The sequence below is a fragment of the Ruegeria sp. HKCCA0370 genome (assembly GCF_013033705.1).
GTDB lineage: Bacteria > Pseudomonadota > Alphaproteobacteria > Rhodobacterales > Rhodobacteraceae > Ruegeria.
The window spans coordinates 70,772-91,453 of the sequence record NZ_WQEP01000009.1 but is presented as its reverse complement, the minus strand read 5'-3'; the positions used below and the strand labels follow the sequence as shown (position 1 = coordinate 91,453).

The 20,682-nt window shown below is 59.3% G+C and carries 25 protein-coding genes; 19 read left to right on the top strand and 6 right to left on the bottom strand.

What is annotated here, in order from left to right; all coding sequences use genetic code 11:
- Nucleotides 1–14 precede the first annotated feature (14 nt).
- The 7 genes from GOW31_RS17355 (at nt 15) to ptsN (ending at nt 4,798) form a co-directional block, all read left to right on the top strand.
- Nucleotides 15–629: a ribonuclease D gene (locus GOW31_RS17355; protein ID WP_152459762.1), complete on the top strand. Its 615-nt coding sequence runs from the start codon at nt 15–17 to the stop codon at nt 627–629.
- The gene (locus GOW31_RS17350) at nt 626–1,594 is read left to right on the top strand and encodes an SIS domain-containing protein (RefSeq protein ID WP_171171788.1); all 969 of its coding nucleotides are present in this window, start codon (nt 626–628) and stop codon (nt 1,592–1,594) included. The genes GOW31_RS17355 and GOW31_RS17350 overlap by 4 nt, the downstream gene beginning before the upstream one ends.
- Before the next feature lie 29 nt (nt 1,595–1,623).
- Nucleotides 1,624–2,205: an LPS export ABC transporter periplasmic protein LptC gene (gene lptC / locus GOW31_RS17345; RefSeq protein WP_253282598.1), complete on the top strand. Its 582-nt coding sequence runs from the start codon at nt 1,624–1,626 to the stop codon at nt 2,203–2,205.
- A 3-nt stretch (nt 2,206–2,208) separates the two neighbouring features.
- The gene (locus GOW31_RS17340) at nt 2,209–2,700 is read left to right on the top strand and encodes an LptA/OstA family protein (RefSeq protein WP_371732247.1); all 492 of its coding nucleotides are present in this window, start codon (nt 2,209–2,211) and stop codon (nt 2,698–2,700) included.
- A complete protein-coding gene (lptB, locus tag GOW31_RS17335) occupies nt 2,700–3,458 on the top strand; it encodes an LPS export ABC transporter ATP-binding protein (RefSeq protein ID WP_152459766.1) in 759 nt (252 codons plus the stop codon). The genes GOW31_RS17340 and lptB overlap by 1 nt, the downstream gene beginning before the upstream one ends.
- A gap of 252 nt (nt 3,459–3,710) precedes the next feature.
- Nucleotides 3,711–4,274 (top strand): ribosome hibernation-promoting factor, HPF/YfiA family, encoded by a 564-nt coding sequence (hpf, locus tag GOW31_RS17330; RefSeq protein ID WP_171120161.1) that lies wholly within the window; start codon nt 3,711–3,713, stop codon nt 4,272–4,274.
- A 59-nt stretch (nt 4,275–4,333) separates the two neighbouring features.
- Entirely contained in the window at nt 4,334–4,798 is a 465-nt protein-coding gene (ptsN, locus tag GOW31_RS17325) for a PTS IIA-like nitrogen regulatory protein PtsN (protein ID WP_117872900.1), read from the top strand.
- Between the two features lie 55 nt (nt 4,799–4,853).
- On the opposite strand, the gene GOW31_RS17320 is transcribed toward ptsN, so the two are convergent.
- Nucleotides 4,854–5,369 carry a CAP domain-containing protein gene (locus GOW31_RS17320; protein ID WP_171120163.1) on the bottom strand — a complete coding sequence of 172 codons (516 nt, stop codon included), beginning with the start codon at nt 5,367–5,369 and terminating at the stop codon, nt 4,854–4,856.
- 169 nt (nt 5,370–5,538) lie between these two features.
- Here GOW31_RS17320 and GOW31_RS17315 point away from each other — a divergent pair, with 169 nt between their 5' ends.
- Both GOW31_RS17315 and GOW31_RS17310 read left to right on the top strand, forming a co-directional pair.
- Nucleotides 5,539–6,138 (top strand): L,D-transpeptidase, encoded by a 600-nt coding sequence (locus GOW31_RS17315; protein WP_152459769.1) that lies wholly within the window; start codon nt 5,539–5,541, stop codon nt 6,136–6,138.
- Between the two features lie 139 nt (nt 6,139–6,277).
- The gene (locus tag GOW31_RS17310) at nt 6,278–6,460 is read left to right on the top strand and encodes a hypothetical protein (protein WP_117870963.1); all 183 of its coding nucleotides are present in this window, start codon (nt 6,278–6,280) and stop codon (nt 6,458–6,460) included.
- A gap of 72 nt (nt 6,461–6,532) precedes the next feature.
- On the opposite strand, the gene hemH is transcribed toward GOW31_RS17310, so the two are convergent.
- Both hemH and GOW31_RS17300 read right to left on the bottom strand, forming a co-directional pair.
- A complete protein-coding gene (gene hemH, locus GOW31_RS17305; protein WP_171171784.1) occupies nt 6,533–7,582 on the bottom strand; it encodes a ferrochelatase in 1,050 nt (349 codons plus the stop codon).
- Nucleotides 7,583–7,638: 56 nt separating this feature from the next.
- Nucleotides 7,639–8,469 (bottom strand): SAM-dependent methyltransferase, encoded by an 831-nt coding sequence (locus tag GOW31_RS17300; protein ID WP_171171782.1) that lies wholly within the window; start codon nt 8,467–8,469, stop codon nt 7,639–7,641.
- Between GOW31_RS17300 and GOW31_RS17295 the strand changes: the two genes are divergently transcribed.
- Genes GOW31_RS17295 through GOW31_RS17280 form a run of 4 tightly spaced genes read left to right on the top strand, consistent with a single transcriptional unit; the run spans nt 8,450 to nt 10,793 of the window.
- Nucleotides 8,450–9,214, top strand: coding sequence for a double zinc ribbon domain-containing protein (locus GOW31_RS17295; RefSeq protein ID WP_371813785.1), 765 nt, complete (start codon nt 8,450–8,452; stop codon nt 9,212–9,214). The two genes, GOW31_RS17300 and GOW31_RS17295, sit on opposite strands and share 20 nt — an antisense overlap.
- 38 nt (nt 9,215–9,252) lie before the next feature.
- Entirely contained in the window at nt 9,253–9,510 is a 258-nt protein-coding gene (gene grxC, locus GOW31_RS17290) for a glutaredoxin 3 (RefSeq protein ID WP_171171778.1), read from the top strand.
- The gene (locus tag GOW31_RS17285) at nt 9,510–10,340 is read left to right on the top strand and encodes a carbon-nitrogen hydrolase family protein (RefSeq protein WP_171171776.1); all 831 of its coding nucleotides are present in this window, start codon (nt 9,510–9,512) and stop codon (nt 10,338–10,340) included. The genes grxC and GOW31_RS17285 overlap by 1 nt, the downstream gene beginning before the upstream one ends.
- Before the next feature lie 12 nt (nt 10,341–10,352).
- The gene (locus GOW31_RS17280; RefSeq protein WP_171120173.1) at nt 10,353–10,793 is read left to right on the top strand and encodes a MarR family winged helix-turn-helix transcriptional regulator; all 441 of its coding nucleotides are present in this window, start codon (nt 10,353–10,355) and stop codon (nt 10,791–10,793) included.
- 4 nt (nt 10,794–10,797) lie between these two features.
- Here the strand turns inward: GOW31_RS17280 and ubiG are convergent, their stop codons facing one another.
- Complete coding sequence (gene ubiG, locus GOW31_RS17275; RefSeq protein ID WP_171171774.1) at nt 10,798–11,544, bottom strand: bifunctional 2-polyprenyl-6-hydroxyphenol methylase/3-demethylubiquinol 3-O-methyltransferase UbiG; 747 nt, start codon at nt 11,542–11,544, stop codon at nt 10,798–10,800.
- Nucleotides 11,545–11,592: 48 nt separating this feature from the next.
- On the opposite strand from ubiG, the gene pip reads away from it, so the two are divergent.
- From pip to infB, 6 genes are all read left to right on the top strand, one after another.
- On the top strand, nt 11,593–12,570 hold the full coding sequence (gene pip / locus GOW31_RS17270) for a prolyl aminopeptidase (protein ID WP_171120177.1): 978 nt from the start codon (nt 11,593–11,595) through the stop codon (nt 12,568–12,570).
- Nucleotides 12,567–13,388: an ABC transporter substrate-binding protein gene (locus GOW31_RS17265; RefSeq protein ID WP_171171772.1), complete on the top strand. Its 822-nt coding sequence runs from the start codon at nt 12,567–12,569 to the stop codon at nt 13,386–13,388. The genes pip and GOW31_RS17265 overlap by 4 nt, the downstream gene beginning before the upstream one ends.
- 160 nt (nt 13,389–13,548) lie before the next feature.
- Entirely contained in the window at nt 13,549–14,139 is a 591-nt protein-coding gene (gene rimP, locus GOW31_RS17260; RefSeq protein WP_152459779.1) for a ribosome maturation factor RimP, read from the top strand.
- Complete coding sequence (gene nusA / locus GOW31_RS17255; protein WP_171171769.1) at nt 14,139–15,758, top strand: transcription termination factor NusA; 1,620 nt, start codon at nt 14,139–14,141, stop codon at nt 15,756–15,758. Before rimP ends, nusA begins: the two co-directional genes overlap by 1 nt.
- Nucleotides 15,759–15,780: 22 nt before the next feature.
- Nucleotides 15,781–16,404 (top strand): RNA-binding protein, encoded by a 624-nt coding sequence (locus GOW31_RS17250; RefSeq protein WP_171171767.1) that lies wholly within the window; start codon nt 15,781–15,783, stop codon nt 16,402–16,404.
- Between the two features lie 8 nt (nt 16,405–16,412).
- Entirely contained in the window at nt 16,413–18,887 is a 2,475-nt protein-coding gene (infB, locus tag GOW31_RS17245; RefSeq protein WP_152459782.1) for a translation initiation factor IF-2, read from the top strand.
- Nucleotides 18,888–18,955: 68 nt separating this feature from the next.
- Here the strand turns inward: infB and GOW31_RS17240 are convergent, their stop codons facing one another.
- On the bottom strand, nt 18,956–19,783 hold the full coding sequence (locus tag GOW31_RS17240; RefSeq protein WP_171171765.1) for an alpha/beta hydrolase: 828 nt from the start codon (nt 19,781–19,783) through the stop codon (nt 18,956–18,958).
- 3 nt (nt 19,784–19,786) lie between these two features.
- Nucleotides 19,787–20,671: a tryptophan 2,3-dioxygenase gene (locus GOW31_RS17235; protein ID WP_171171763.1), complete on the bottom strand. Its 885-nt coding sequence runs from the start codon at nt 20,669–20,671 to the stop codon at nt 19,787–19,789.
- Nucleotides 20,672–20,682 lie beyond the last annotated feature (11 nt).

The following is a 20,682-nucleotide window of genomic DNA, read 5'->3' as shown; positions in this document are numbered from 1 at the left end:
AAAGGAATAGTCGCGTGGCGAACCATTTGTACAAAAACGATCTGCCGGATGGGCTGGATCTGGGCCCGGTTGTGGCCATTGACTGTGAAACCATGGGGCTGAACCCGCATCGCGATCGCCTGTGCGTGATTCAAATGTCAGGCGGTGACGGAAACAGCCATATCATCCAGGTGGACAAGGGCCAGACCGAAGCCCCAAACCTGAGTGCCATGCTGGAAAACCCCGATGTCCTGAAGCTGTTCCATTTCGGGCGGTTCGACATCGCCGCGATGTATCACACCTTTGGTGCCCTGGCCGCGCCGGTTTACTGCACCAAGATCGCCAGCCGGCTGGTGCGCACCTACACCGACCGCCACGGGTTGAAGAACCTGTGCCAGGAACTGATCGGCGTAGATATCTCGAAACAACAGCAGATGAGCGACTGGGGCGCTGAAACCCTGACCGATGCTCAGCTGGACTATGCGGCCTCGGACGTTCTTTATCTGCACCGCCTGCGCGACGAGTTGAACAAGCGACTGGCGCGCGAGGGCCGGACCGAGATGGCGCAGGCCTGTTTTGATTTCCTGCCGATGCGTGCGAAGCTGGATCTCGCCGGTTGGCCCGAAACGGATATCTTTGCACACTCATGACCGACACCGAAGCATTCCTGAGAACCGCCCGCCAGGTCGTCACCGACGAGGCCCGCGCGCTGGATGTGCTGGCCGACAGCCTTGACGAGCATTTTGCAGAGGCGGTGCATCTGATCCTGAAAGCCACCGGGCGCATCATCATCAGCGGCATCGGAAAATCGGGCCATATCGGCCACAAGATTGCCGCCACTCTGGCCAGTACCGGAACGCCCGCCTATTTCGTGCACCCGGCCGAGGCCAGCCATGGCGATCTGGGCATGGTTTCCAAAGGCGATGTGGTGCTGGCGATTTCGAATTCTGGCGAAGCGCCCGAGCTGGCCAACCTGCTTGCCTTTACGCGCCGCTTTGGCATTCCGCTGATCGGGCTATCCAGCAAGCCAGAAAGCACGTTGATGAAACAGGCCGATGTGCATCTGCTGATACCGTCGATGGGCGAGGCCTGCGGTTTCGGCATGGTGCCTTCGATCTCGACGACGCTGACCCTAGCCATGGGCGATGCGCTGGCCATTGCGCTGATGAAGTATCGCGACTTCCGCCCCGAGGATTTTCGCGCCTTCCACCCCGGCGGAAAGCTGGGTGCACGGCTGAGTACGGTGCGTGACCTGATGCATACCGGCGACGCCTTGCCTCTGGTCGCGGCGAACACCCCGATGAGCGACGCGCTGATCGAAATCAGCCAAAAGGGTTTCGGCGTGGCCGGTGTAACGGATGCGCAGGGGCATTTGTCGGGCATCATTACGGACGGTGACTTGCGGCGACACATGGACGGTCTGCTGGACAAAACGACCGAGCAGGTCATGACCGCCAATCCGACCACCATAACACCGGACGCATTGGCCGAAGAGGCGGTGGCGATCATGAATGATCGCAAGATCACTTCGCTGTTTGTGGTCGACGAGGCTGCATCCGGGCAGGCGCTGGGTCTTCTGCATATCCACGACTGCTTGCGCGTCGGTCTGGGCTGAGGGAGGCCGAATTGGACAGGTATTCCCGCATGGTACAGTTCCTGAAGGTTCTGTTGCCGCTTGCGGCCATTCTGATGCTGTCCACAGTGTTCCTTCTGTCGCGCAGCATCGAAACCAACGTAACGGTGCCATTCGCCGAAAAAGACATTGACGAGCGGTTGGCGCAACAGGTGGTCACACAGCCGAAGTACCGCGGGACAACCCGCAAAGGCGAAGATGTCCAGATCGAAGCTATCCAAGCCAAGCAGGGCGACGAAGACGAAACCCCGAACGCATCCGAATTTCGGGGCAGTCTGGGGCTTCTCAGTGGTGGAACGATATTTCTGGATTCCAATTCAGGTTTGATCCGCCCTGATGAGCGTACGGCAACTTTTGTCGGCGACGTGGTGATTACCACTGCCGACGGACTTCAAGTCACGACTGACCTGCTCAACACGTCGCTGGACGAAATCCGGGGCGACACGCCGGGGCGGGTGAACGGAACCGGGCCGATCGGCAATTTTTCCGCCGGACGCATGACCTTTGGGACTGAAAAAAAGGACGGACCGGTCCATATTGTTTTTACAGACGGCGTGAAGCTGGTATACGAGCCTGAAAAAGCAGAAAGATAACCTGTGTTCGATTTTCGTTTTGTTCCTTTGTGCCTTGCTCTGTTTGCAGGTGCCGTAACCGCGACTGCGCAGGAGGCGCAGGTGGCTTTTGGTTCCGCAAATGCCGACCCGAGCCTTCCGGTCGAGGTCACGTCCGAAACGTTGAACGTCAACCAGGAGGACGGTTCTGCCGAATTCCTCGGAAATGTCGTCGTCATTCAGGGCGAAATGCGGCTGACTGCTGAGCGGGTTCTCGTGATCTACAACGAGGAACGCTCGGCGATTGAACGGATGGAAGCCACCGAGAATGTTGTTCTGGTCAGCCCGCCGGATGCGGCAGAGGGCGATTGGGCGGAATACACGATAGATTCCGGTGTGATCGTCATGAAAGGCAATGTCCTGCTGACGCAAGGCCCCAGCATCATCAGCGGCGATCAGATGAACGCCAATCTGACAACGGGCACAGCGACCATGACCGGTCGCGTCAAGACGATCCTTCAGCAGGGAAACAACTGATGGCGCGACCCGACTTGTCAGTGGCCGAAGGCAATTCCGGGCTGCGCATCGAGAAACTGCGGAAATCCTACCGTAAGAAAACGGTGATCCGCGATGTCTCGATGACACTGGACCGGTCCGAAGTCGTTGCCCTGTTGGGACCCAACGGGTCGGGTAAGACCACGACCTTTTATTCCGTGGCGGGGCTTGTTTTCCCAGAGGCCGGCAAAGTCACGATTGACGGCCAGAATGTTACGACGTTGCCGATGTACCGGCGTGCGCGGATGGGCATCGGTTACCTGCCGCAGGAGATGTCGATCTTTCGCGGCATGAGCGTCGAAGACAATATCGCCGCGGTGCTGGATATCACGGTTCCTCATGCTCACAGGCGGAAAGAACGGCTGGAAGAGCTGTTGTCAGATTTCTCGATCGAACATCTGCGCCGCGCGCCTGCTCTTGCCCTTTCCGGCGGTGAGCGCCGCCGCGTTGAGATAGCGCGATGTTTGGCCGCAGATCCGAAATATCTTTTGTTGGACGAACCATTTGCGGGTGTTGATCCCATCAGCGTCGGCGATATCCGGCATCTGGTTGCCGACCTTAAAAAACGGGGGATCGGTGTTCTGATCACCGACCATAACGTGCGGGAAACGCTGGAAATTGTCGACCGCGCCTATATCCTGCATGACGGGCAGGTTCTGATGTCGGGCACACCGGACGAGGTCGTCGAGAACGAGAATGTCCGCCGTGTCTATCTTGGCGAAAACTTCCGTATTTCATAGGCTTGTTTTGGTCTGCGTCGGATGCATGGCGGAAATCGCGTATATACACACCTGTTTTGATTGACTCTTCCGTCGTCTCTTGCCTCAATTGTCCCATGGCATTTACCCGGTTCCAGTCTGGAGATCGTTGTCCCTTCGTTGAAGGGCTGGAGTTAAGACAACCGCGGAAAGTGTCTCGACCCCCCACCCGATAAAAACAAGTTCGTCGCGTAACGTGACGTCAGAATGGGTGTGAATTGTGAAGGAGATCACATGCGTTACCAAATCAGCGGAAAACAGATCGACATCGGTGCGGCGCTTCAGACTCACGTGCAGACCGAATTGGGCGAGGTTGTGAGTAAATATGCTCAGCGGCCTACCGATGCCAACGTCGTCTTTTCCCGTTCAGCGCATGAATATGTATGCGAAACAACAGTGCACCTGTCCACCGGGCTGACCGCTCAGGCCAAGGCGCATGCAACCGAAATTTATGCGGCGTTCGAGGCATGCTGCGACAAAATGGAAACACAGCTGCGGCGCTACAAACGTCGTTTGAAGGACCACCACAAGGATCGGTCCGAGCCGGTTGAACTCTTTGGGGCGTCCTCTTATATCCTCGCCTCTGACGAATCGGACGCGGCCGATGAACCCGAATCGCTACAGCCCATGATTGTGGCTGAGATGGAAACAAAAATCCCATCTTTGAGCGTTGGTGAAGCCGTGATGCAAATGGAACTTGCCGGTGCCCCGGTGCTGGTGTTCAGAAATGAGAACAAGGATGGATTGAACGTCGTGTATCGTCGCGAAGACGGTAACATCGGCTGGATTGATCCTTAACAGGCAAGGATACGGGGCCGCACCCGCCGACGCGGGTGCCGTGCCTATGGAGCGTGATCATGGAGCTTTCGAGCATACTGAAGCCCGAAGCAGTGCGTGTACTATCCGCCGCTTCCAGCAAGAAGCGGTTGTTTCAGGAAATCGGCGATGTCGCAGCCGCCAATCTGGGGCTCGATTCTCAGGCCGTCGTCGACTGTCTGCTTGAACGGGAAAGCCTGGGCCCGACCGGCGTGGGGCATGGCGTGGCGCTTCCGCACGCACGTTTGCCCGAGCTGGATTCGGTTTCCGGCGTATTCGTTATGCTGGAAAAGCCCATCGACTTTGGATCAGTTGATCGTCAACCCGTGGACATCGCCTTTGCACTGTTTGCACCGGAAGAGGCCGGCGTCGATCACCTCAAGGCGCTGGCCCTTGTGTCACGCACGCTGAGGGACACCTCGGTGTGCACCAAGCTTCGGGCGAACCCCGATCCGGTCAAGCTTTATGCGATCCTGACCGAAGCGCAGTCCATGCAAGCAGCGTAATCAGAAAAAAAGCCCCCGGATTTCGGGGGCTTTTTTGTGTGTACGGTGATCGGGGTCAGCCGCCGGTTCCCATTTCCAGCGTCCACCAGATTTTCCCGCCTTTTTCCTGATGCCAGGCGAACCCCATCTGCGTGGCCTTGGGGTCCATGATCACGGCGCGCGGTCCGGGTTCCTGCATCCAGGCGGCAAGGGTTTCGGTTTCGGTTTCGTAGGTCTCGGAAATGGCTTCACCGAGGAACGTGCCGAAATATCCGACCCGTGCAGCCCGATCGATCGGAGAGGAGCCGTCGGACCCGAAGTGCCAGGGCCGGTTCTGTCTGGCCATGTCCTTGGAATGGGTCGCCGCTGCTGCGTTCAGCTGCGCGTTCAGCTGGACAGGCTGCAATCCTTGGGCCTGACGCAGGGCATTGACCGAATCAACCATACGGAACTGCAACTTTTCCGGGTTGCCGCGAATTTTGTAGACCGTGGGCAGCGGGCGACCGTCTGCACCGATGGTCGTGGTGCCGGTGTCTGTACATGCCGCCAGCGCGACAAAGCAAATCAAGAGTAAAGAAACGATACGCGTCATGATCGACCTGGTTATTGTGTCATTACAGGGCATAGCGCGCCTGACAGCTCTGAGCAAACGCGCAATAGCCTAAACTTGCGTGATTCTGCCGGTTTGATTTGCGACTGAAGCATTCTGGCAATAGAATGTCACGGATTTCAGACCTCACTTGAACACAGGACCCGTTGTCATGGTCAAAAAGCGCATTCAAACGTCCACACGCAGGGGTTTTCTGGCTGGGGCCACTGCAACGCTGGCAACACCCGCACTGGCGCAGTACATCCCCGGTGATCCGCTGCGCCCTGCACCCGAACCCGAACCGTCGGTGCGCCGCAACGTATCGGGTTTCCGGGCGCTGGATTGGCAGCCGTACTTTTCGAACACCAGAAACGGTGCCATTCTGGTCGATACCGTGTCGCGCGCGCTGCACTATTGGTCAGATGATCAAAGTATATACAAACTCTACCCTTCATCGGTTCCCCTGACCGAGGAACTGACCCGCCGGGGGCGTACCAGCGTGATCAGAAAGGTTGAAGGGCCCAGCTGGTCTCCGACACCGTCCATGAAAAAGCGAAACCCGGAATGGCCTGACTATATCCCTCCGGGGCCGGATAACCCGCTGGGAACACATGCTTTATACCTGAGTTGGAAGTACTATCGCATTCACGGAACGCACGATACGCGAAAAATCGGACGCCGGTCGTCGAATGGCTGTATCGGTCTGTTCAACGAAGACATTGCCGAGCTGTTCTCGATGGCGAAGGTCGGCACGCAAGTGTTGCTAATTTGACGACATTTTCGTGTGGGAACCCGCTTAGCGGTCAAGTTGCAATTGCATTCCAGCGTCAATGCTGATTAGAAAAAACCACGAGGTAAGTCTTAGATGTGTGGTTCCGGGCATTGGAACTGCGCAAATTCTGGAGGTTAATATGAAGAAACTCGTTCTCGCTGCTGCACTGACTGCTGCTGCTTCGACCGCTTATGCTGGTAACCTGGAAGAGCCGGTTGTTGAAGCACCTGTTGTTGTAGAAGAAACTCAGGGTTCGTCGCAGGGCATCCTGCTGCCGCTGATCCTGCTGGTCGTTGTTGCTGCTGCTGTTGCTGCAAGCTAATCCAACACGGAATTCATGAAAAAGGCGGTGGAGCAATCCACCGCCTTTTTTATTTTCCCAAGGCTGTGCAGGTCAGTCCAGCCAGCCGCGCAAGTTTTCTTCGATCACTGTGCCCAATGCAGCTATGTGCGCCGCATCGTCATTGAGACATGGAATATAGGTGAAGGTTTCGCCGCCCGCTTCTTCGAAGCTTTCCTTGATCTCTTCGTTGATCTCTTCCAGCGTTTCGATGCAGTCGGCCGAGAAAGCCGGCGCGATGACCGCTATGTTCTTTTTGCCCTGTTTGGCCAAATCCGCCACATGATCCACTGTATAGGGTTTCAGCCATTCCTCGGGGCCGAATCGCGACTGGAACGTTGAAACCAGTTGATCGTCAGACCATCCCAGCCGTTCCTTCAGCAGCCGTGTCGTCTTGGCGCACTGGCAATGATAGGGGTCACCCTGTTGCAGATACCGTTCCGGCATCCCGTGATACGAGCAGACCAGAATATCGGGTTTTATCTCCGCCGCTGCATAAGCACGTTCAACGGATTGCGCCAGAGCGTCGATATAGGCGGGTTGGTCGAAATAGGCCGGTACGGTTCGCGTGGCAGGCTGCCAGGCCTCATCCATCAGTGCACGAAAGAACTGGTCATTGGCGGTGGCTGTGGTTGCGCCCGCGTATTGTGGGTAAAGCGGGAAAAACAGAATACGGTCACAGCCCGCGGCAACCATCTCGCGCACTTTGGACTTTGTTGACGGGTTGCCGTAGCGCATGCAGAAATCGACCATCACCTGATCCCCATACCGATCCTGCATCGCGTCGCGCAGCTTGGCAGTCTGGTCCTTGGTGATCGTCATCAGCGGGCTTTCGCCCTTTTCATGATTCCAGATCGATTTGTAGGCTTCACCCGAACTGAATGGCCGTTTGCTGAGGATGATTCCCTGAAGAATCGGTTGCCATTTCCATTTCGGATAGTCGATGACCCGCTGATCCGACAGAAACTCGTTCAGATAGCGACGCATCGGCCAATAGGTATAATTGTCCGGTGTGCCCAGATTGGCCAGCAAAATGCCAACACGGCCCATCTTGACCTTGGGATGGTCGGCAGGGGCATGAGCGGGACGAGTGGCATCAAACATTTGAGCATTCCTGAGTTTTCGTGTTCCGACCTGAGATAAAGGGATTTGGTTGCGCGTCAATCCGACAGTTTGCCCTCTTCCGTGCGCAGAGCATCTGCCAGGCGCATTTGGGCTGACCCCGGGCGCAGCGGCTTTGGTTGGCTGTCATCGGGGGACCAACCGGTCAGGCAAATCAGTTCGAAGGTTGCGGCGAGGCGGCCTGTTCCCGTCGAAAAGTGATCCGAATAGACGCGCTGTGCGGCTTCGAAGACTCTGCGCCGGGTCGGGCATTTCAACCGGGCAGCCAGAGCGTTGGTCTCACCCATGTCCCTCAGATCATGCATCAGGTGCCAGATATCGCGGTATTCTGCCGTCAGCGGTACGGCATCGGCCACTGGCAATGCCAGACCGGCCCGTTGCAGCAACCCACCCAGATCGCGCAGTTCGGCCATGGGGGCGATGCGGGGGCTGAGCCCGCCCGTGACTTCGATTTCGGCCTGACCCAGCGCGGCGCGCAATTCGTGAAGGGTCTCACCCCCAAGGCATACAACAAGAAGCAACCCATCCGGTTTCAAAGCCCTTTTGCATTGGATCAACTGTCCGACCGGGTCATTGGCGCAGTGCAGCGCCATCGCATGAATCACCAGATCATGCGCACCGAGTTGAAGTGACAGCACATCGTCATCCGCGACAATGGCGGCATCCGGAAAAACGTCTGCCCAAAGTTGTGGGAAAGGGGTCACAACCGCAGGTGCCGTAAAGGTTCTGTTAACCATGGAGAGCCGATCCTGAACCTCATCAATGGCGGCGCGGTGCAAGAACAGGGCGTCGTCCTTCGCGCGGGCGCGATGATGCAGAATGGCGTTTCGGTCGAAAAGAGAGGGTGCGGTGGGCTCGGGCAGTTTCATAGGTCGCAAGTATCGCATTGCGCAGCGGATTCAAACTGCCCTTGCATTGATCTATCCGCCGCGTTGCATGGGCTGCGGAGAGCTGACGGAATCCGATTTCGGCCTGTGTGGGGCGTGTTGGCGGGATACGCCGTTCATCGGTGGCACGGTTTGCGAAAGCTGTGGTGTGCCCGTGATCGGAAGTGCAGACAGGTTCCGGACCGAGTGCGACGATTGTCTGAAAACCCCTCCGCCCTGGAATGCGGGCCGCGCTGCGCTGATGTATGATGGGAAGGCGCGGTCACTTGTTCTGGCCTTGAAACATGGTGACCGGACCGAACTGGCCCGCCCCGCTGCGCGTTGGATGGCGCAGGCCGGACGCGATCTGCTGCGTCCCGGGATGGTGATTGCTCCGGTGCCGTTGCATTGGTCACGCCTGCTGAAACGGCGATACAATCAGTCTGCGCTGCTGGCACGCAACCTGGGGCAAGAAACCGGATTGGACTGCGTGCCGGATCTGCTGGTGCGCAAACGGAGGACCCCGGTGCTGGACGGAAAGACCGCGGGGGAAAGGGGCGACGTCTTGGCAGGCGCAATTGACATCCACCCAAGGCGGGCACTGCATTTGATGGGGCGCGATGTCCTGCTGGTGGATGACGTGATGACCTCCGGCGCGACGTTGGCGGCGTGCACGCGTGCGTGTCAGGCCGCAGGTGCAAATCATATTTTCGTGTTGGCACTGGCGCGCGTTGCCAAGGATGCCTAATTCGCCCAAGATCGCACGAAACCCAAAGGGACCGGAACATGAAGCCCGTAGAAATCTATACCTCGCCGCTCTGTGGTTTTTGCCACGCGGCCAAACGTCTGCTGAAGCAGAAAGGCGTTGAGTTCAAGGAAGTTGACATTCTGATGCACCCCAAAAGCAAGCCCGAAATGATCCAGCGTGCAGGCGGCAAACGCACCGTGCCTCAGATTTTCATCGGGACACAGCATGTGGGCGGCTGCGACGACCTTTACGAGCTGGAGCGGCAAGGCAAGCTTGACCGTCTGCTTGCGGCCTGATGAAGACCGCGCTGCTGCAAATCACCTCGTCGGATGATCCGGTCGAAAACCTGGACATGGTGCGCGCCATGGCGGCCGACGCGGCAGGGCAGGGCGCGCGGTTTATCCTGACGCCAGAGGTCACGAATTGCGTGTCAAACAGTACGACGCGGCAAAACGAGGTTCTTCAGCACGAAGAAGACGACATCACCTTGGCCGGCCTGCGGGATCAGGCCGCCCGACTGGGCGTGTGGGTGTTGATCGGGTCACTGGGGATCAAGACTCATGACGCTGACGGGCGGTTTGCCAACCGGTCTTTCATGATCGATCCGCAAGGTCGGATCGTGGCGCGTTACGACAAGATCCATATGTTCGACGTGCAGGTCACCGAGACCGAGACGTTCCGCGAATCAAAGAACTACCGCCCCGGCGAAAAGGCGGTCATAGCCGAAACCGATTTTGGCAAGGTGGGTTTGACCATCTGTTATGACATCCGGTTTCCGTACCTGCATGCGGCTTTGGCGCAGGCAGGCGCGCGAATCCTGACCGTTCCGGCAGCGTTTTCACCTGTTACGGGCGCCGCGCATTGGGAATCGCTGTTGCGGGCCCGGGCGATCGAGACAGGCTGTTGGGTCTTGGCCCCCGCGCAAACGGGGGAACACCCATCAACGCGCGGAAAGACGCGTTTTACCCATGGGCACAGCATGGTCGTCGACCCCTGGGGAAAGGTGCTGATCGACGCAGGTACCGATCCGGGCATTCACATTTTCGATTTGGATGATAGTTCTGTGACAGAGGCACGCCGCCGCGTGCCGTCGTTGACACACACCCGGTCTTTCACTGGACCCTGACAGAATTGAACAATGACGGAAGACACCAACGCCCTTGCGGTCACGCTGTTCAGCGAGATCCTGACCGCGGATCAGTTGTTGCGCAACCGGCTCAGCCGGGTGCTGCCCAAGGGTATGGAAATTTCGCATTTCTCGGTGCTGAATCATCTGGTTTTCGTCGGGGACGAACGTAGCCCGGCGCAACTGGCCAACACATTCCACGTGACCCGTGGCGCGATGACCAATACTTTGGCCAAGCTGGAATGGGCCGGGTACATCCACATCCGCCCCGACTGGGACGACGCCCGCCGCAAGATGGTGGCGATCAGCCCCGCAGGTCGACGGGCGCGGGATCAGGCGATTTCCTCGATTGCCCCGCTGATCAACCGCGTGGTCGGAGAGCTCGGGCCGGACCGGGTCCGCAGCGCCCTGCCAGTGCTTCGGGATTTGCGCATGCAGTTGGAGGGGGAATAACCCCCTACTGTGGCTTCACGCTCGCCGTCACGTAATTCACGCTCAAGTCCCGATCCGAGATAGACCAGCTCCAAAGGATCGGGTTGAACACGAACCCTTTGCGGTCCACCGGGTCCAGCCCGGCCTGACGCAGCAGGTCGAACAGCTCGTCCGGCGTGATGAACTTGTTCCATTCATGCGTGCCGCGCGGCAGCCAACGCATGACGACCTCGGCCCCGAAAATCGCCATGGCGTAGGATTTCGGGTTGCGGTTGATGGTTGAACAAATCTCCAACCCGCCGGGTTTGAGCAAGTGACGCGTGGCGGTCAGATAGGACAGGGGATCAGCCACGTGTTCGACCACTTCCATGTTCAGCACAACATCGAATTGCTCACCGGCAGCGGCCATGTCCTCGGCCGTGGTATGGCGATAGTCGATCTTCAGCCCGGACTGTTCAGCGTGAATGCGCGCCACGGGCAGATTGCGTTCCGCGGCGTCGGCGCCCACAACGTCGGCCCCAAGACGCGCCATCGGTTCGCTCAGCAGCCCACCGCCGCAGCCGATATCCAGCAGGCGCAGACCTTCGAACGGCACAGGCGACTTTAGGTCGCGATCGAATTCTCCGGCGATCTGCTGCGTTATATAGTCCAGCCGGCACGGGTTAAGCATGTGCAATGGTTTGAATTTTCCGTGCGGGTCCCACCATTCCGCGGCCATCGCCTCGAATTTTGCGATCTCGGACGGGTCCACCGTGTTCGGATGCGCTTGCATTCCTGTCTCCGTGTGCTCTTTTACGCTTAAGGACTATATAGGGCGATAATGGACAAGTACCCGGACCAAAAGCGCGCAGTTCAATATCTGTACCCGCCGATCGACCCTTTCGACCAGCGGATGGTCGATATGGGCGATGGGCACCGTATTTATGTGGAACAATGCGGTAATCCTGACGGCATACCCGTCGTGATCCTGCACGGGGGGCCGGGTGGGGGGTGCAGCCCGGCCATGAGGCGATACTTCGATCCACAGGCCTACAGGGTGATTCTGTTTGACCAGCGCGGATGTGGCCGGTCGCGCCCCACCGCCTCGGTCGAGGACAACACGACGTGGCATCTGGTGGCCGACATAGAGCGGCTGCGCAAACTCTTCGAGATCGAAGAATGGATCGCTTTTGGCGGAAGCTGGGGGGCGACTCTGGCGTTGATCTATGCCCAGACTCATCCCGACCGCGTCAGTCGACTGGTGTTGCGCGGGGTGTTCCTTGCGACTCAGGCCGAGCTTGACTGGTTTTACGGCGGTGGCGCCGGGCGGTTCTGGCCCGAGCAATGGCAGAAATTCACCTCGCTGCTGCCCGAGGTTGAACTGGACGACACCATTGCCGCCTATAACAAACGTCTGTTTTCGGGCGACCGCGCGACAGAGATCCTGTATGCGCGGGCCTGGTCGCATTGGGAAAACGCGCTGGCCTCGATCCACACCAACGGATCGGTTGGCGAAAGCCCCGGCGAATACGCGCGCACCTTTGCGCGGCTCGAAAATCACTATTTCACCAACAAGGCGTTTCTGGAAACGGACGGGCAGATTCTGGATCAGATGGACCGGATCGCGCATATCCCCGGCCATATCGTGCAGGGGCGCTATGACATGATCTGCCCGCCGCAGGCCGCGTGGTCGCTGGCGGAACGCTGGCCGAATGCCGAACTGAAAATGGTTCGTCAGGCGGGGCACGCCCTGTCCGAGCCGGGCATCAGCGCGGAACTGGTGCGAATCATGGACCGTGTGGCGGAGGGTGTCGCATGACCCGCATCGATCGCCGTGCTCTCTTTGCCTCTGGTGCCGCTGCCGCATTGCTGGCGGCGACAGGAGCATCCCTTGCTGGTACGCCCAAAAAAGGCGGGACATTGCGTCTGGCCGTTCCGCGCGATGACAGCCTCGAGCAAGTGGCGCGTGGGGCCGTTTTCGACACAATGACTGAAATCGCCCCGGATGGTACGTTGCGCGGTGAGCTTGCGACCGGCTGGCAAACCGACGCAGACGCACGGGTCTGGAACTTTGATCTGCGTGATGACGCGGTCTTTCACGATGGCGAACCGTTGCAGATTGCTGATGTCATGGCCGTTCTGGCCGAAATCGGAGGACCCGAGGCGCTTGCCCCCAACCGCCTGCGGCTTGAACTTGCCGAGGCAAATCCCGGATTGCCTTTCCTGTTGGCCGACAGCCGCTTTGTTGTTGCGCGCGCCGGTGAAACCGTATCCCCGTTGCGCAAGGCCAACGGCACCGGCTGCTATCGTGTCGAACGGGCAGAAGATGGCCGCCATTTTCTGGGCCGCCGTGTCGAGGGGCATTACAAAGATGGTCAGGCCGGATGGGCTGACGCGGTCGAGGTCATTGTAATCCCGGACCCCGCCGTGCGGGCCGAGGCGCTGCGGGACGGGTATGTCGATATCGCGGCGCTTCCGGATCGGGCCGGAATGCGAGGCACGCGCGGTGTCCGGTTCCACCCGTCCGAGGCCGACATGGCCCTTGCCGTATCGGATGCTGTCGGGATGCCGCGACAGATTGCCGGGAACGGTGCGCTGGACGATGGCCGCATCTCCGAACGGTGGTGGATGGTGTAAATCCAAATGCGCATCCCTCTGGGGGTTGCAGACTCGGGCCATCCTGCGTATATGCAGTTTCAACAGCGGCGCGTTGGACTTCTGGTCCAAGGCTCCACCGGAAAATTCGACGGGCCGCGCGCCCGTTTTTTTGTGCCCGACTGACAGGGTAGAGTACCAGATGACAAACGACCTGATAGCAAAAGCTGCCATTGACCGGCGACTGGCCGAGATCATCACGCCCGTGATCGAGGATCTGGGGTATGAGTTGGTCCGCATCCGCCTGATGAGCGGCAAGCAGACCACGCTTCAGATCATGGCCGACAAGCCCGATGGCGGTATCGAAGTGGATGATTGCGCCGAAATTTCCAACGCGGTCAGCGCCACGCTGGATGTCGAGGACCCAATCCTTGATGCCTATACGCTCGAGGTCTCGAGCCCCGGTATCGACCGCCCTCTGACCCGTCTGAAGGATTTCGAGACCTTCGAAGGGTATGAGGCCAAGATCGAGACCGCCGAGCTGATCGATGGCCGCCGACGCTTCAAGGGCGAATTGGCCGGGATCGAAGGGGACGAGGTTCTGATCAACATCCCCGAGGGGGATGAAACCATCACCATCGGTCTGCAATTCGACTGGCTGAGCGATGCCAAGCTGGTCCTGACCGATGACCTGATCAAGGAAATGCTGCGCCAGCGCAAGGATGCCGGCGCCCTGAACGAAAACGCTTTCGACGAGATTGAGACCGAAGGGTCCGAAGAGGAGACGAACTGATGGCAATCACCTCAGCAAACCAGCTGGAGCTGTTGCAGACCGCCGAGGCCGTGGCCCGCGAAAAGATGATCGACCCCGGCCTGGTTGTCGAAGCGATGGAGGAATCGCTCGCCCGTGCCGCCAAGAGCCGCTACGGCGCCGAGATGGACATCCGCGTCAGCATCGACCGCAAGACCGGCAAGGCGACGTTCACCCGTGTTCGAACGGTGGTCGAAGATGACGAGCTTGAAAACTATCAGGCCGAAATGACCGTCGAGCAGGCAAAGCAGTACATGGAATCGCCCGAGGTTGGCGACGTCTTCGTCGAAGAGGTTCCGCCGGTTGAAATGGGTCGGATTGCGGCTCAGTCCGCCAAGCAGGTCATCCTGCAAAAAGTGCGCGAAGCCGAGCGCGACCGTCAGTACGAAGAATTCAAGGATCGCGCGGGCACCATCATCAACGGTGCGGTCAAGCGCGAAGAGTTTGGCAATGTCATCGTCGATCTGGGCGGTGCCGAGGCCGTTCTGCGCCGCAATGACAAGATCGGCCGCGAAAGCTATCGCCCGAATGACCGGGTGCGCGCGTACATCAAGGAAGTGCGCCGCGAAGTGCGCGGCCACCAGATCTTCCTGTCGCGCACCGCGCCGGAATTCATGGCCGAGCTGTTCAAGATGGAAGTGCCGGAAATCTATGACGGCATCATCGAGGTCAGGGCCGTGGCCCGTGACCCCGGTTCGCGCGCCAAGATCGCTGTGATTTCCTATGATGGCTCGATCGATCCTGTCGGGGCCTGCGTTGGTATGCGCGGCAGCCGTGTTCAGGCCGTTGTGAACGAGCTTCAGGGTGAAAAGATCGACATCATTCCGTGGAACGAAGATCAACCGACTTTCCTGGTGAACGCGTTGCAGCCTGCCGAGGTCTCCAAGGTGGTTCTGGACGAAGAAGCCGGCAAGATCGAGGTCGTCGTGCCCGAAGAACAATTGTCGCTGGCCATCGGTCGCCGCGGTCAGAACGTGCGTCTGGCCAGCCAGCTGACCGGTCTGGACATCGACATCATGACCGAAGCCGAAGAATCGGCCCGCCGCCAGAAGGAATTCGAAGCCCGTACCAAACTGTTCATGGACAGCCTGGATCTGGACGAATTCTTTGCTCAGCTGCTGGTCTCGGAAGGCTTCACCAACCTCGAAGAGGTTGCCTATGTCGAGATCGAGGAACTGCTGGTCATTGACGGCGTTGACGAAGGTACCGCGCAGGAACTGCAAACCCGCGCCCGCGAATTCCTGGAAGCACAGGCCAAGGCGGCACTGGATGCGGCGCGTGAATTGGGCGCCGAGGACAGTCTCATTGAATTCGAAGGTCTGACACCCCAGATGGTAGAGGCGCTGGCCAGGGACGACGTGAAGACTCTGGAAGACTTTGCAACTTGCGCCGACTGGGAACTGGCCGGTGGCTGGACGACCGTCGATGGTGAGCGTGTCAAGGATGACGGTGTATTGGAGCCTTTCGGCGTAACGCTGGAAGAGGCGCAAGATATGGTCATGACCGCGCGTATCCTGCTGGGTTGGGTTGATCCGGCCGAGCTGGAACAGGCGGAAGAAGACGTCGACGGCGACGCAGCAGACGAGGAGGTCGAGGCCTGATCTCGGGCTTCGGGTGGCGTGTATGAGTCGCGGTGGCGCCCATAAGGATCGGTCCGACGGACCCGAGCGCAAGTGCATCGCCACGGGCGAGGTGCAGCCCAAATTCGGGTTGATCCGCTTTGTGACGGGGCCGGACGGTCAGGTTTTTCCGGATGTCGCGGCGAAATTGCCCGGGCGGGGGGTCTATGTGGCGGCGGATCGTGCCGCCCTGGACAAGGCCGTTGGCAAGAAACTGTTTGCGCGGGGGTTCAAGGCGCAGGTGTCTGTGCCGAAGGACCTGGCGGAAAAGGTTGAACAGCAGATCGCGCGGCGCGTTGTCGAGCTGCTCAGCCTGGCGCGCAAGTCCGGCGACGCGGTCGCCGGGTATGAAAAGGTCAAGACGTGGCTGGACCGGGAAGAGGCGCAGGTGCTGATTCAGGCCGCTGATGGATCGGGGCGCGGCAAGTCCAAACTGAGCACGCCGCACTTCGGGAAATACATAGGTTGGCTGACGGCAGACGAATTAGGACAGGCATTTGGGCGCCAAACGGTGATTCATGCGGCCTTGGCCTCTGGCGGACTCGCCAAACGTGTTGTAGAGGAAGCGCAGCGCCTGCGTGGCTTGCGCGAAACGGATGACGGCGGCAGGGGCCGCGCGGAAGGGTAAGTAGCTTTATGAGCGATAATGACGGCAAAAAGACATTGGGTCTTCGTGGCGGGGCACGCCCCGGAAATGTGAAACAGAGTTTCAGCCACGGACGCACCAAGAATGTCGTGGTGGAAACCAAACGCAAACGCGTGGTGGTTCCCAAGCCGGGCGCAGCAAAGCCGGGTGGCGGTGCTGCACCTTCGGGTGATCCGTCGCGTCGTCCTGCGGGCATTTCCGATGCGGAAATGGCGCGCCGCATGAAGGCGTTGCAAGCGGCCAAGGCCCGCGAAGCCGAAGAGGCCGCAGCGCGCGAGGCTGCTGAAAAGGCGCGCGAAGAAGAGCGCGCCCGCCGCCGTGCGGAACAGGAAGCCAAAGAACGCGAACAGCGCGAAGCCGAAGAGCGTGCGCGTCAGAAGGCTGAGGAAGAAGAACGCAAGCGCAAAGAGGCGGAAGAAGCTGCCAAACGCGCCGCTGCCGCGCCCGCACCGGAAGAGCCCAAAGCGGCTCGCGCCCCGGCCAGCAAACCTGCGCCGGCAGCCACGCCGCGCAAACAGGATCGCGAACGTGAGCAGCGTGGTCGTGGCAAAGGTCGCGATGACAACCGCCGTTCGGGCAAGCTGACTCTGGGTCAGGCGACCGGTGGCGAAGGCAACCGTCAGCGCTCGATGGCCGCGATGAAGCGCAAGCAGGAGCGTGCGCGTCAGAAAGCCATGGGCGGTGCCGTTGAACGGGAAAAGGTGATCCGCGACGTACAGTTGCCCGAGGCGATCATGGTCTCGGAACTGGCCAACCGTATGGCCGAGCGTGTGGCTGACGTGGTCAAATCGCTGATGCAGATGGGCATGATGGTCACGCAGAACCAGACCATCGACGCAGACACCGCGGAACTGATCATCGAAGAATTTGGCCACAAGGTCACTCGCGTATCCGATTCGGATGTTGAAGACGTTATCAAAGAGGTCGAAGACAGCGAAGACGATCTGCAGCCGCGTCCGCCGGTCATTACCATCATGGGTCACGTTGACCACGGCAAGACCTCGCTGTTGGACGCAATCCGCGACGCGCGCGTTGTGGCGGGTGAGGCCGGTGGCATCACCCAACATATCGGCGCGTATCAGGTGAAAACCGATGGCGGCACCACGCTGACCTTCCTCGACACTCCGGGCCACGCGGCGTTTACGTCGATGCGCTCGCGCGGCGCTCAGGTTACGGATATCGTGGTTCTGGTCGTCGCGGCTGACGACGCGGTGATGCCGCAGACGATCGAAGCGATCAACCACGCAAAAGCGGCCGAAGTGCCGATGATCGTGGCAATCAACAAGGTCGACAAGCCGGATGCAAACCCGGACAAGGTGCGCACCGATCTGCTGCAGCACGAAGTGATCGTTGAGAAAATGTCCGGTGACGTCCAGGATGTCGAAGTGTCCGCAATCACGGGTCAGGGTCTGGACGAATTGCTGGAAGCCATCGCGCTTCAGGCCGAGATTCTGGAACTGAAAGCAAACCCGAACCGCGCCGCCCAAGGTGCCGTGATCGAGGCGCAGCTGGACGTGGGTCGTGGCCCGGTTGCCACGGTTCTGGTTCAGAACGGCACGCTGCGTCAGGGCGATATCTTCGTTGTGGGTGAGCAGTACGGTAAGGTCCGTGCGCTGATCAATGACAAGGGTGAGCGCGTCAAGGAAGCTGGCCCCTCGGTTCCGGTCGAGGTTCTGGGCCTGAACGGTACGCCCGAAGCGGGCGACGTTCTGAACGTGACCGAGACCGAAGCGCAGGCCCGTGAAATCGCCGCTTATCGCGAACAGGCCGCCAAGGACAAACGCGCCGCGGCAGGTGCCGCGACCACCCTTGAACAGCTGATGCAGAAGGCCAAGGAAGACGAGAACGTGGCCGAGCTGCCGATCCTCGTCAAAGCCGATGTGCAGGGTTCTGCCGAAGCTATCGTTCAGGCGATGGAAAAGATCGGCAACGACGAAGTGCGCGTGCGTGTGCTGCACTCGGGCGTGGGTGCGATCACCGAGACGGATGTTGGTCTGGCGGAGGCTTCCGGCGCGCCGGTCTTTGGCTTCAACGTCCGTGCCAACGCATCGGCGCGGAACACGGCAAACCAAAAGGGTGTCGAGATCCGCTACTACTCGGTGATCTATGACCTAGTCGACGACGTGAAAGCGGCCGCGTCCGGCCTGCTGAGCGCCGAGATCCGCGAAAAGTTCATCGGCTATGCCGAGATCCGCGAAGTCTTCAAGGTTACCGGTGTCGGCAAGGTTGCCGGGTGTCTGGTGACCGAAGGTGTTGCCCGCCGTTCGGCAGGCGTTCGCCTGCTGCGCGACAACGTAGTGATCCACGAAGGCACGCTGAAGACCCTGAAGCGCTTCAAAGACGAAGTGGCCGAGGTCCAGTCGGGTCAGGAATGTGGTATGGCGTTCGAGAACTACGACGATATCCGCCAGGGCGACGTGATCGAGATCTTCGAGCGCGAAGAGGTTACCCGCACCCTGGATTGATCCCAAGCGGGACGGACACAAAAAAACAGCGGCACCGATCGGGCCGCTGTTTTTGTTTGAAAAATGCCTCATTGCGTGTCGGGCTGGAATGTCCCGGAATGCAGGATGATGTCGAAATGGTGCATTCCGTGTTTCAAGGCAAAGCTGACCGAGTGCCCGGCCTTGCGCAGCCGTTCCGCATAGTCGCGGCTTTGACGAATGAATTCGCCGGTGTCCCGTTCCCCCACTGAAACATGATAGCGGGGGCCCGGTGGGGGCAGGTTGCGGATTGGGGACAGATCGTTCACTTCGACCGGGGTCAGGTGCAGAGGATCATTCACGGATGTCAAACTGATGGGTTCCAGATCATAAACACCGCTGATCAGAAGCACGTCACGCACACGCAGCCCGGCGCGGGCCAATGCGCCGGCCGAGGTCGCCATGACCATGCTAGCCAGATGAGCGCCGGCACTGTGCCCTGACAAGGTGATCCGCGTCGGGTCGAATCCCAGTGCCTCGGCCTGTGACGCAAGCCACAGAAGGGCGTCGCGGCATTCGTCGACCATTTGATCCAGCCGTGCATCCGGGGCGAGCGTGTAGTTCAAGGTGGCAAAGGATTGCTCGGCTTCGATCAGCGCCGGGGCCATCATGGCCGATTCGCGCTGGCTGAGATCCTGCCAATACCCACCGTGAATAAAGACATGCAACGGGGCGCCGGCCCCCTTCGCGGGAAAGAAATCCAGCACCTGGGCCGGGGCGTCGCCATAGGCCAGGTTGGCCTGAACGGGCAGCTCGGCTCGGGCTTGCGCACTCAGCGTTTGATAGCTGGCCAGATAAGGGGTCAGGTCGCCACCGATCATCGAACTGGGAGAGTATTCCCGCTCCAGTTCGGCTTGTGAAAATCCGCGATACAGCATGGCTCAGCCCTGCCCGCTGTACATCAATTCCGTCCGCACATCATAGAGGTCATGGAAGAACCGCAACTCAAGTGCTTTTCGCAAGAAAGCCACGCCGCTGGAACCTCCGGTACCGGGTTGCATTCCGATCACACGTTCAACCGCCGTGGCGTGGTCAAAGCGCCAGCGTTGAAACAGGCTTTCCACATCCATGAGTTTTTCGGCCAGCGCATACAGATCCCAATATTTGTCCGTGTTGCGGAACACGTCGACCCAGATCTGAACCACGCGCGGATCACCGGAATAGGGTTCGGAGTAGTCCCGCTCGATCAAATCCCTTGGAACGTCGAACCCCTGTCGGGCCAGCATGTGCAACACTTCGTCATACAGGGACGGTTTGGTCAGGGCGGCGTTCAGCACCTCCATCACCTCGGGGTCATGCTCGTGCACTTTCAGGGTCGATGCATCCTTGTTGCCCAAAATGAACTCGATCTGCCTGTACCCATAGCTTTGAAACCCGGAAGAATTGCCGAGGGCCTGCCGAAACGTCATATAGTCGGCCGGCGTCATGGTCAGCAGGGTTTCCCAGGCCGCAATCAATTGCCGTTGAATGGCCTTGATGCGGTCGAGGTTTTTCATGGCGGGTCCGAATTCATCTTGTTGCAGGAACCGACGCACCTCGACCAGTTGGTGATGCATCAGTTTCAGCCACAGCTCACTGACCTGATGAATGATGATGAACAGCATCTCGTCAGGTTGTGCGGGGTCCTGAAAGGTTTTTTGCAGGTTCAGCAGCGTCTTCAGTTGCAGGAAGTCGCCATAGCTTTTGCGGTGCGTTTCGGCGAAATCAGTGACTAGGGTGTCTTCGACCCCCCGCTGCAACAGACGATCGTCTTTGTTCTCGCCCATCTCATGCCTCC

Bases quoted from the DNA above. Each gene is read 5' to 3' on its own strand.
- GOW31_RS17350 (WP_171171788.1), top strand. From the start codon at position 626: ATGACCGACACCGAAGCATTCCTGAGAACCGCCCGCCAGGTCGTCACC.
- lptC (WP_253282598.1), top strand. From the start codon at position 1,624: ATGGTACAGTTCCTGAAGGTTCTGTTGCCGCTTGCGGCCATTCTGATG.
- lptB (WP_152459766.1), top strand. From the start codon at position 2,700: ATGGCGCGACCCGACTTGTCAGTGGCCGAAGGCAATTCCGGGCTGCGC.
- hpf (WP_171120161.1), top strand. From the start codon at position 3,711: ATGCGTTACCAAATCAGCGGAAAACAGATCGACATCGGTGCGGCGCTT.
- ptsN (WP_117872900.1), top strand. From the start codon at position 4,334: ATGGAGCTTTCGAGCATACTGAAGCCCGAAGCAGTGCGTGTACTATCC.
- GOW31_RS17320 (WP_171120163.1), bottom strand. From the start codon at position 5,369: ATGACGCGTATCGTTTCTTTACTCTTGATTTGCTTTGTCGCGCTGGCG.
- GOW31_RS17315 (WP_152459769.1), top strand. From the start codon at position 5,539: ATGGTCAAAAAGCGCATTCAAACGTCCACACGCAGGGGTTTTCTGGCT.
- GOW31_RS17310 (WP_117870963.1), top strand. From the start codon at position 6,278: ATGAAGAAACTCGTTCTCGCTGCTGCACTGACTGCTGCTGCTTCGACC.
- hemH (WP_171171784.1), bottom strand. From the start codon at position 7,582: ATGTTTGATGCCACTCGTCCCGCTCATGCCCCTGCCGACCATCCCAAG.
- GOW31_RS17300 (WP_171171782.1), bottom strand. From the start codon at position 8,469: ATGAAACTGCCCGAGCCCACCGCACCCTCTCTTTTCGACCGAAACGCC.
- grxC (WP_171171778.1), top strand. From the start codon at position 9,253: ATGAAGCCCGTAGAAATCTATACCTCGCCGCTCTGTGGTTTTTGCCAC.
- GOW31_RS17285 (WP_171171776.1), top strand. From the start codon at position 9,510: ATGAAGACCGCGCTGCTGCAAATCACCTCGTCGGATGATCCGGTCGAA.
- GOW31_RS17280 (WP_171120173.1), top strand. From the start codon at position 10,353: ATGACGGAAGACACCAACGCCCTTGCGGTCACGCTGTTCAGCGAGATC.
- ubiG (WP_171171774.1), bottom strand. From the start codon at position 11,544: ATGCAAGCGCATCCGAACACGGTGGACCCGTCCGAGATCGCAAAATTC.
- pip (WP_171120177.1), top strand. From the start codon at position 11,593: ATGGACAAGTACCCGGACCAAAAGCGCGCAGTTCAATATCTGTACCCG.
- GOW31_RS17265 (WP_171171772.1), top strand. From the start codon at position 12,567: ATGACCCGCATCGATCGCCGTGCTCTCTTTGCCTCTGGTGCCGCTGCC.
- rimP (WP_152459779.1), top strand. From the start codon at position 13,549: ATGACAAACGACCTGATAGCAAAAGCTGCCATTGACCGGCGACTGGCC.
- nusA (WP_171171769.1), top strand. From the start codon at position 14,139: ATGGCAATCACCTCAGCAAACCAGCTGGAGCTGTTGCAGACCGCCGAG.
- GOW31_RS17250 (WP_171171767.1), top strand. From the start codon at position 15,781: ATGAGTCGCGGTGGCGCCCATAAGGATCGGTCCGACGGACCCGAGCGC.
- infB (WP_152459782.1), top strand. From the start codon at position 16,413: ATGAGCGATAATGACGGCAAAAAGACATTGGGTCTTCGTGGCGGGGCA.
- GOW31_RS17240 (WP_171171765.1), bottom strand. From the start codon at position 19,783: ATGCTGTATCGCGGATTTTCACAAGCCGAACTGGAGCGGGAATACTCT.
- GOW31_RS17235 (WP_171171763.1), bottom strand. From the start codon at position 20,671: ATGGGCGAGAACAAAGACGATCGTCTGTTGCAGCGGGGGGTCGAAGAC.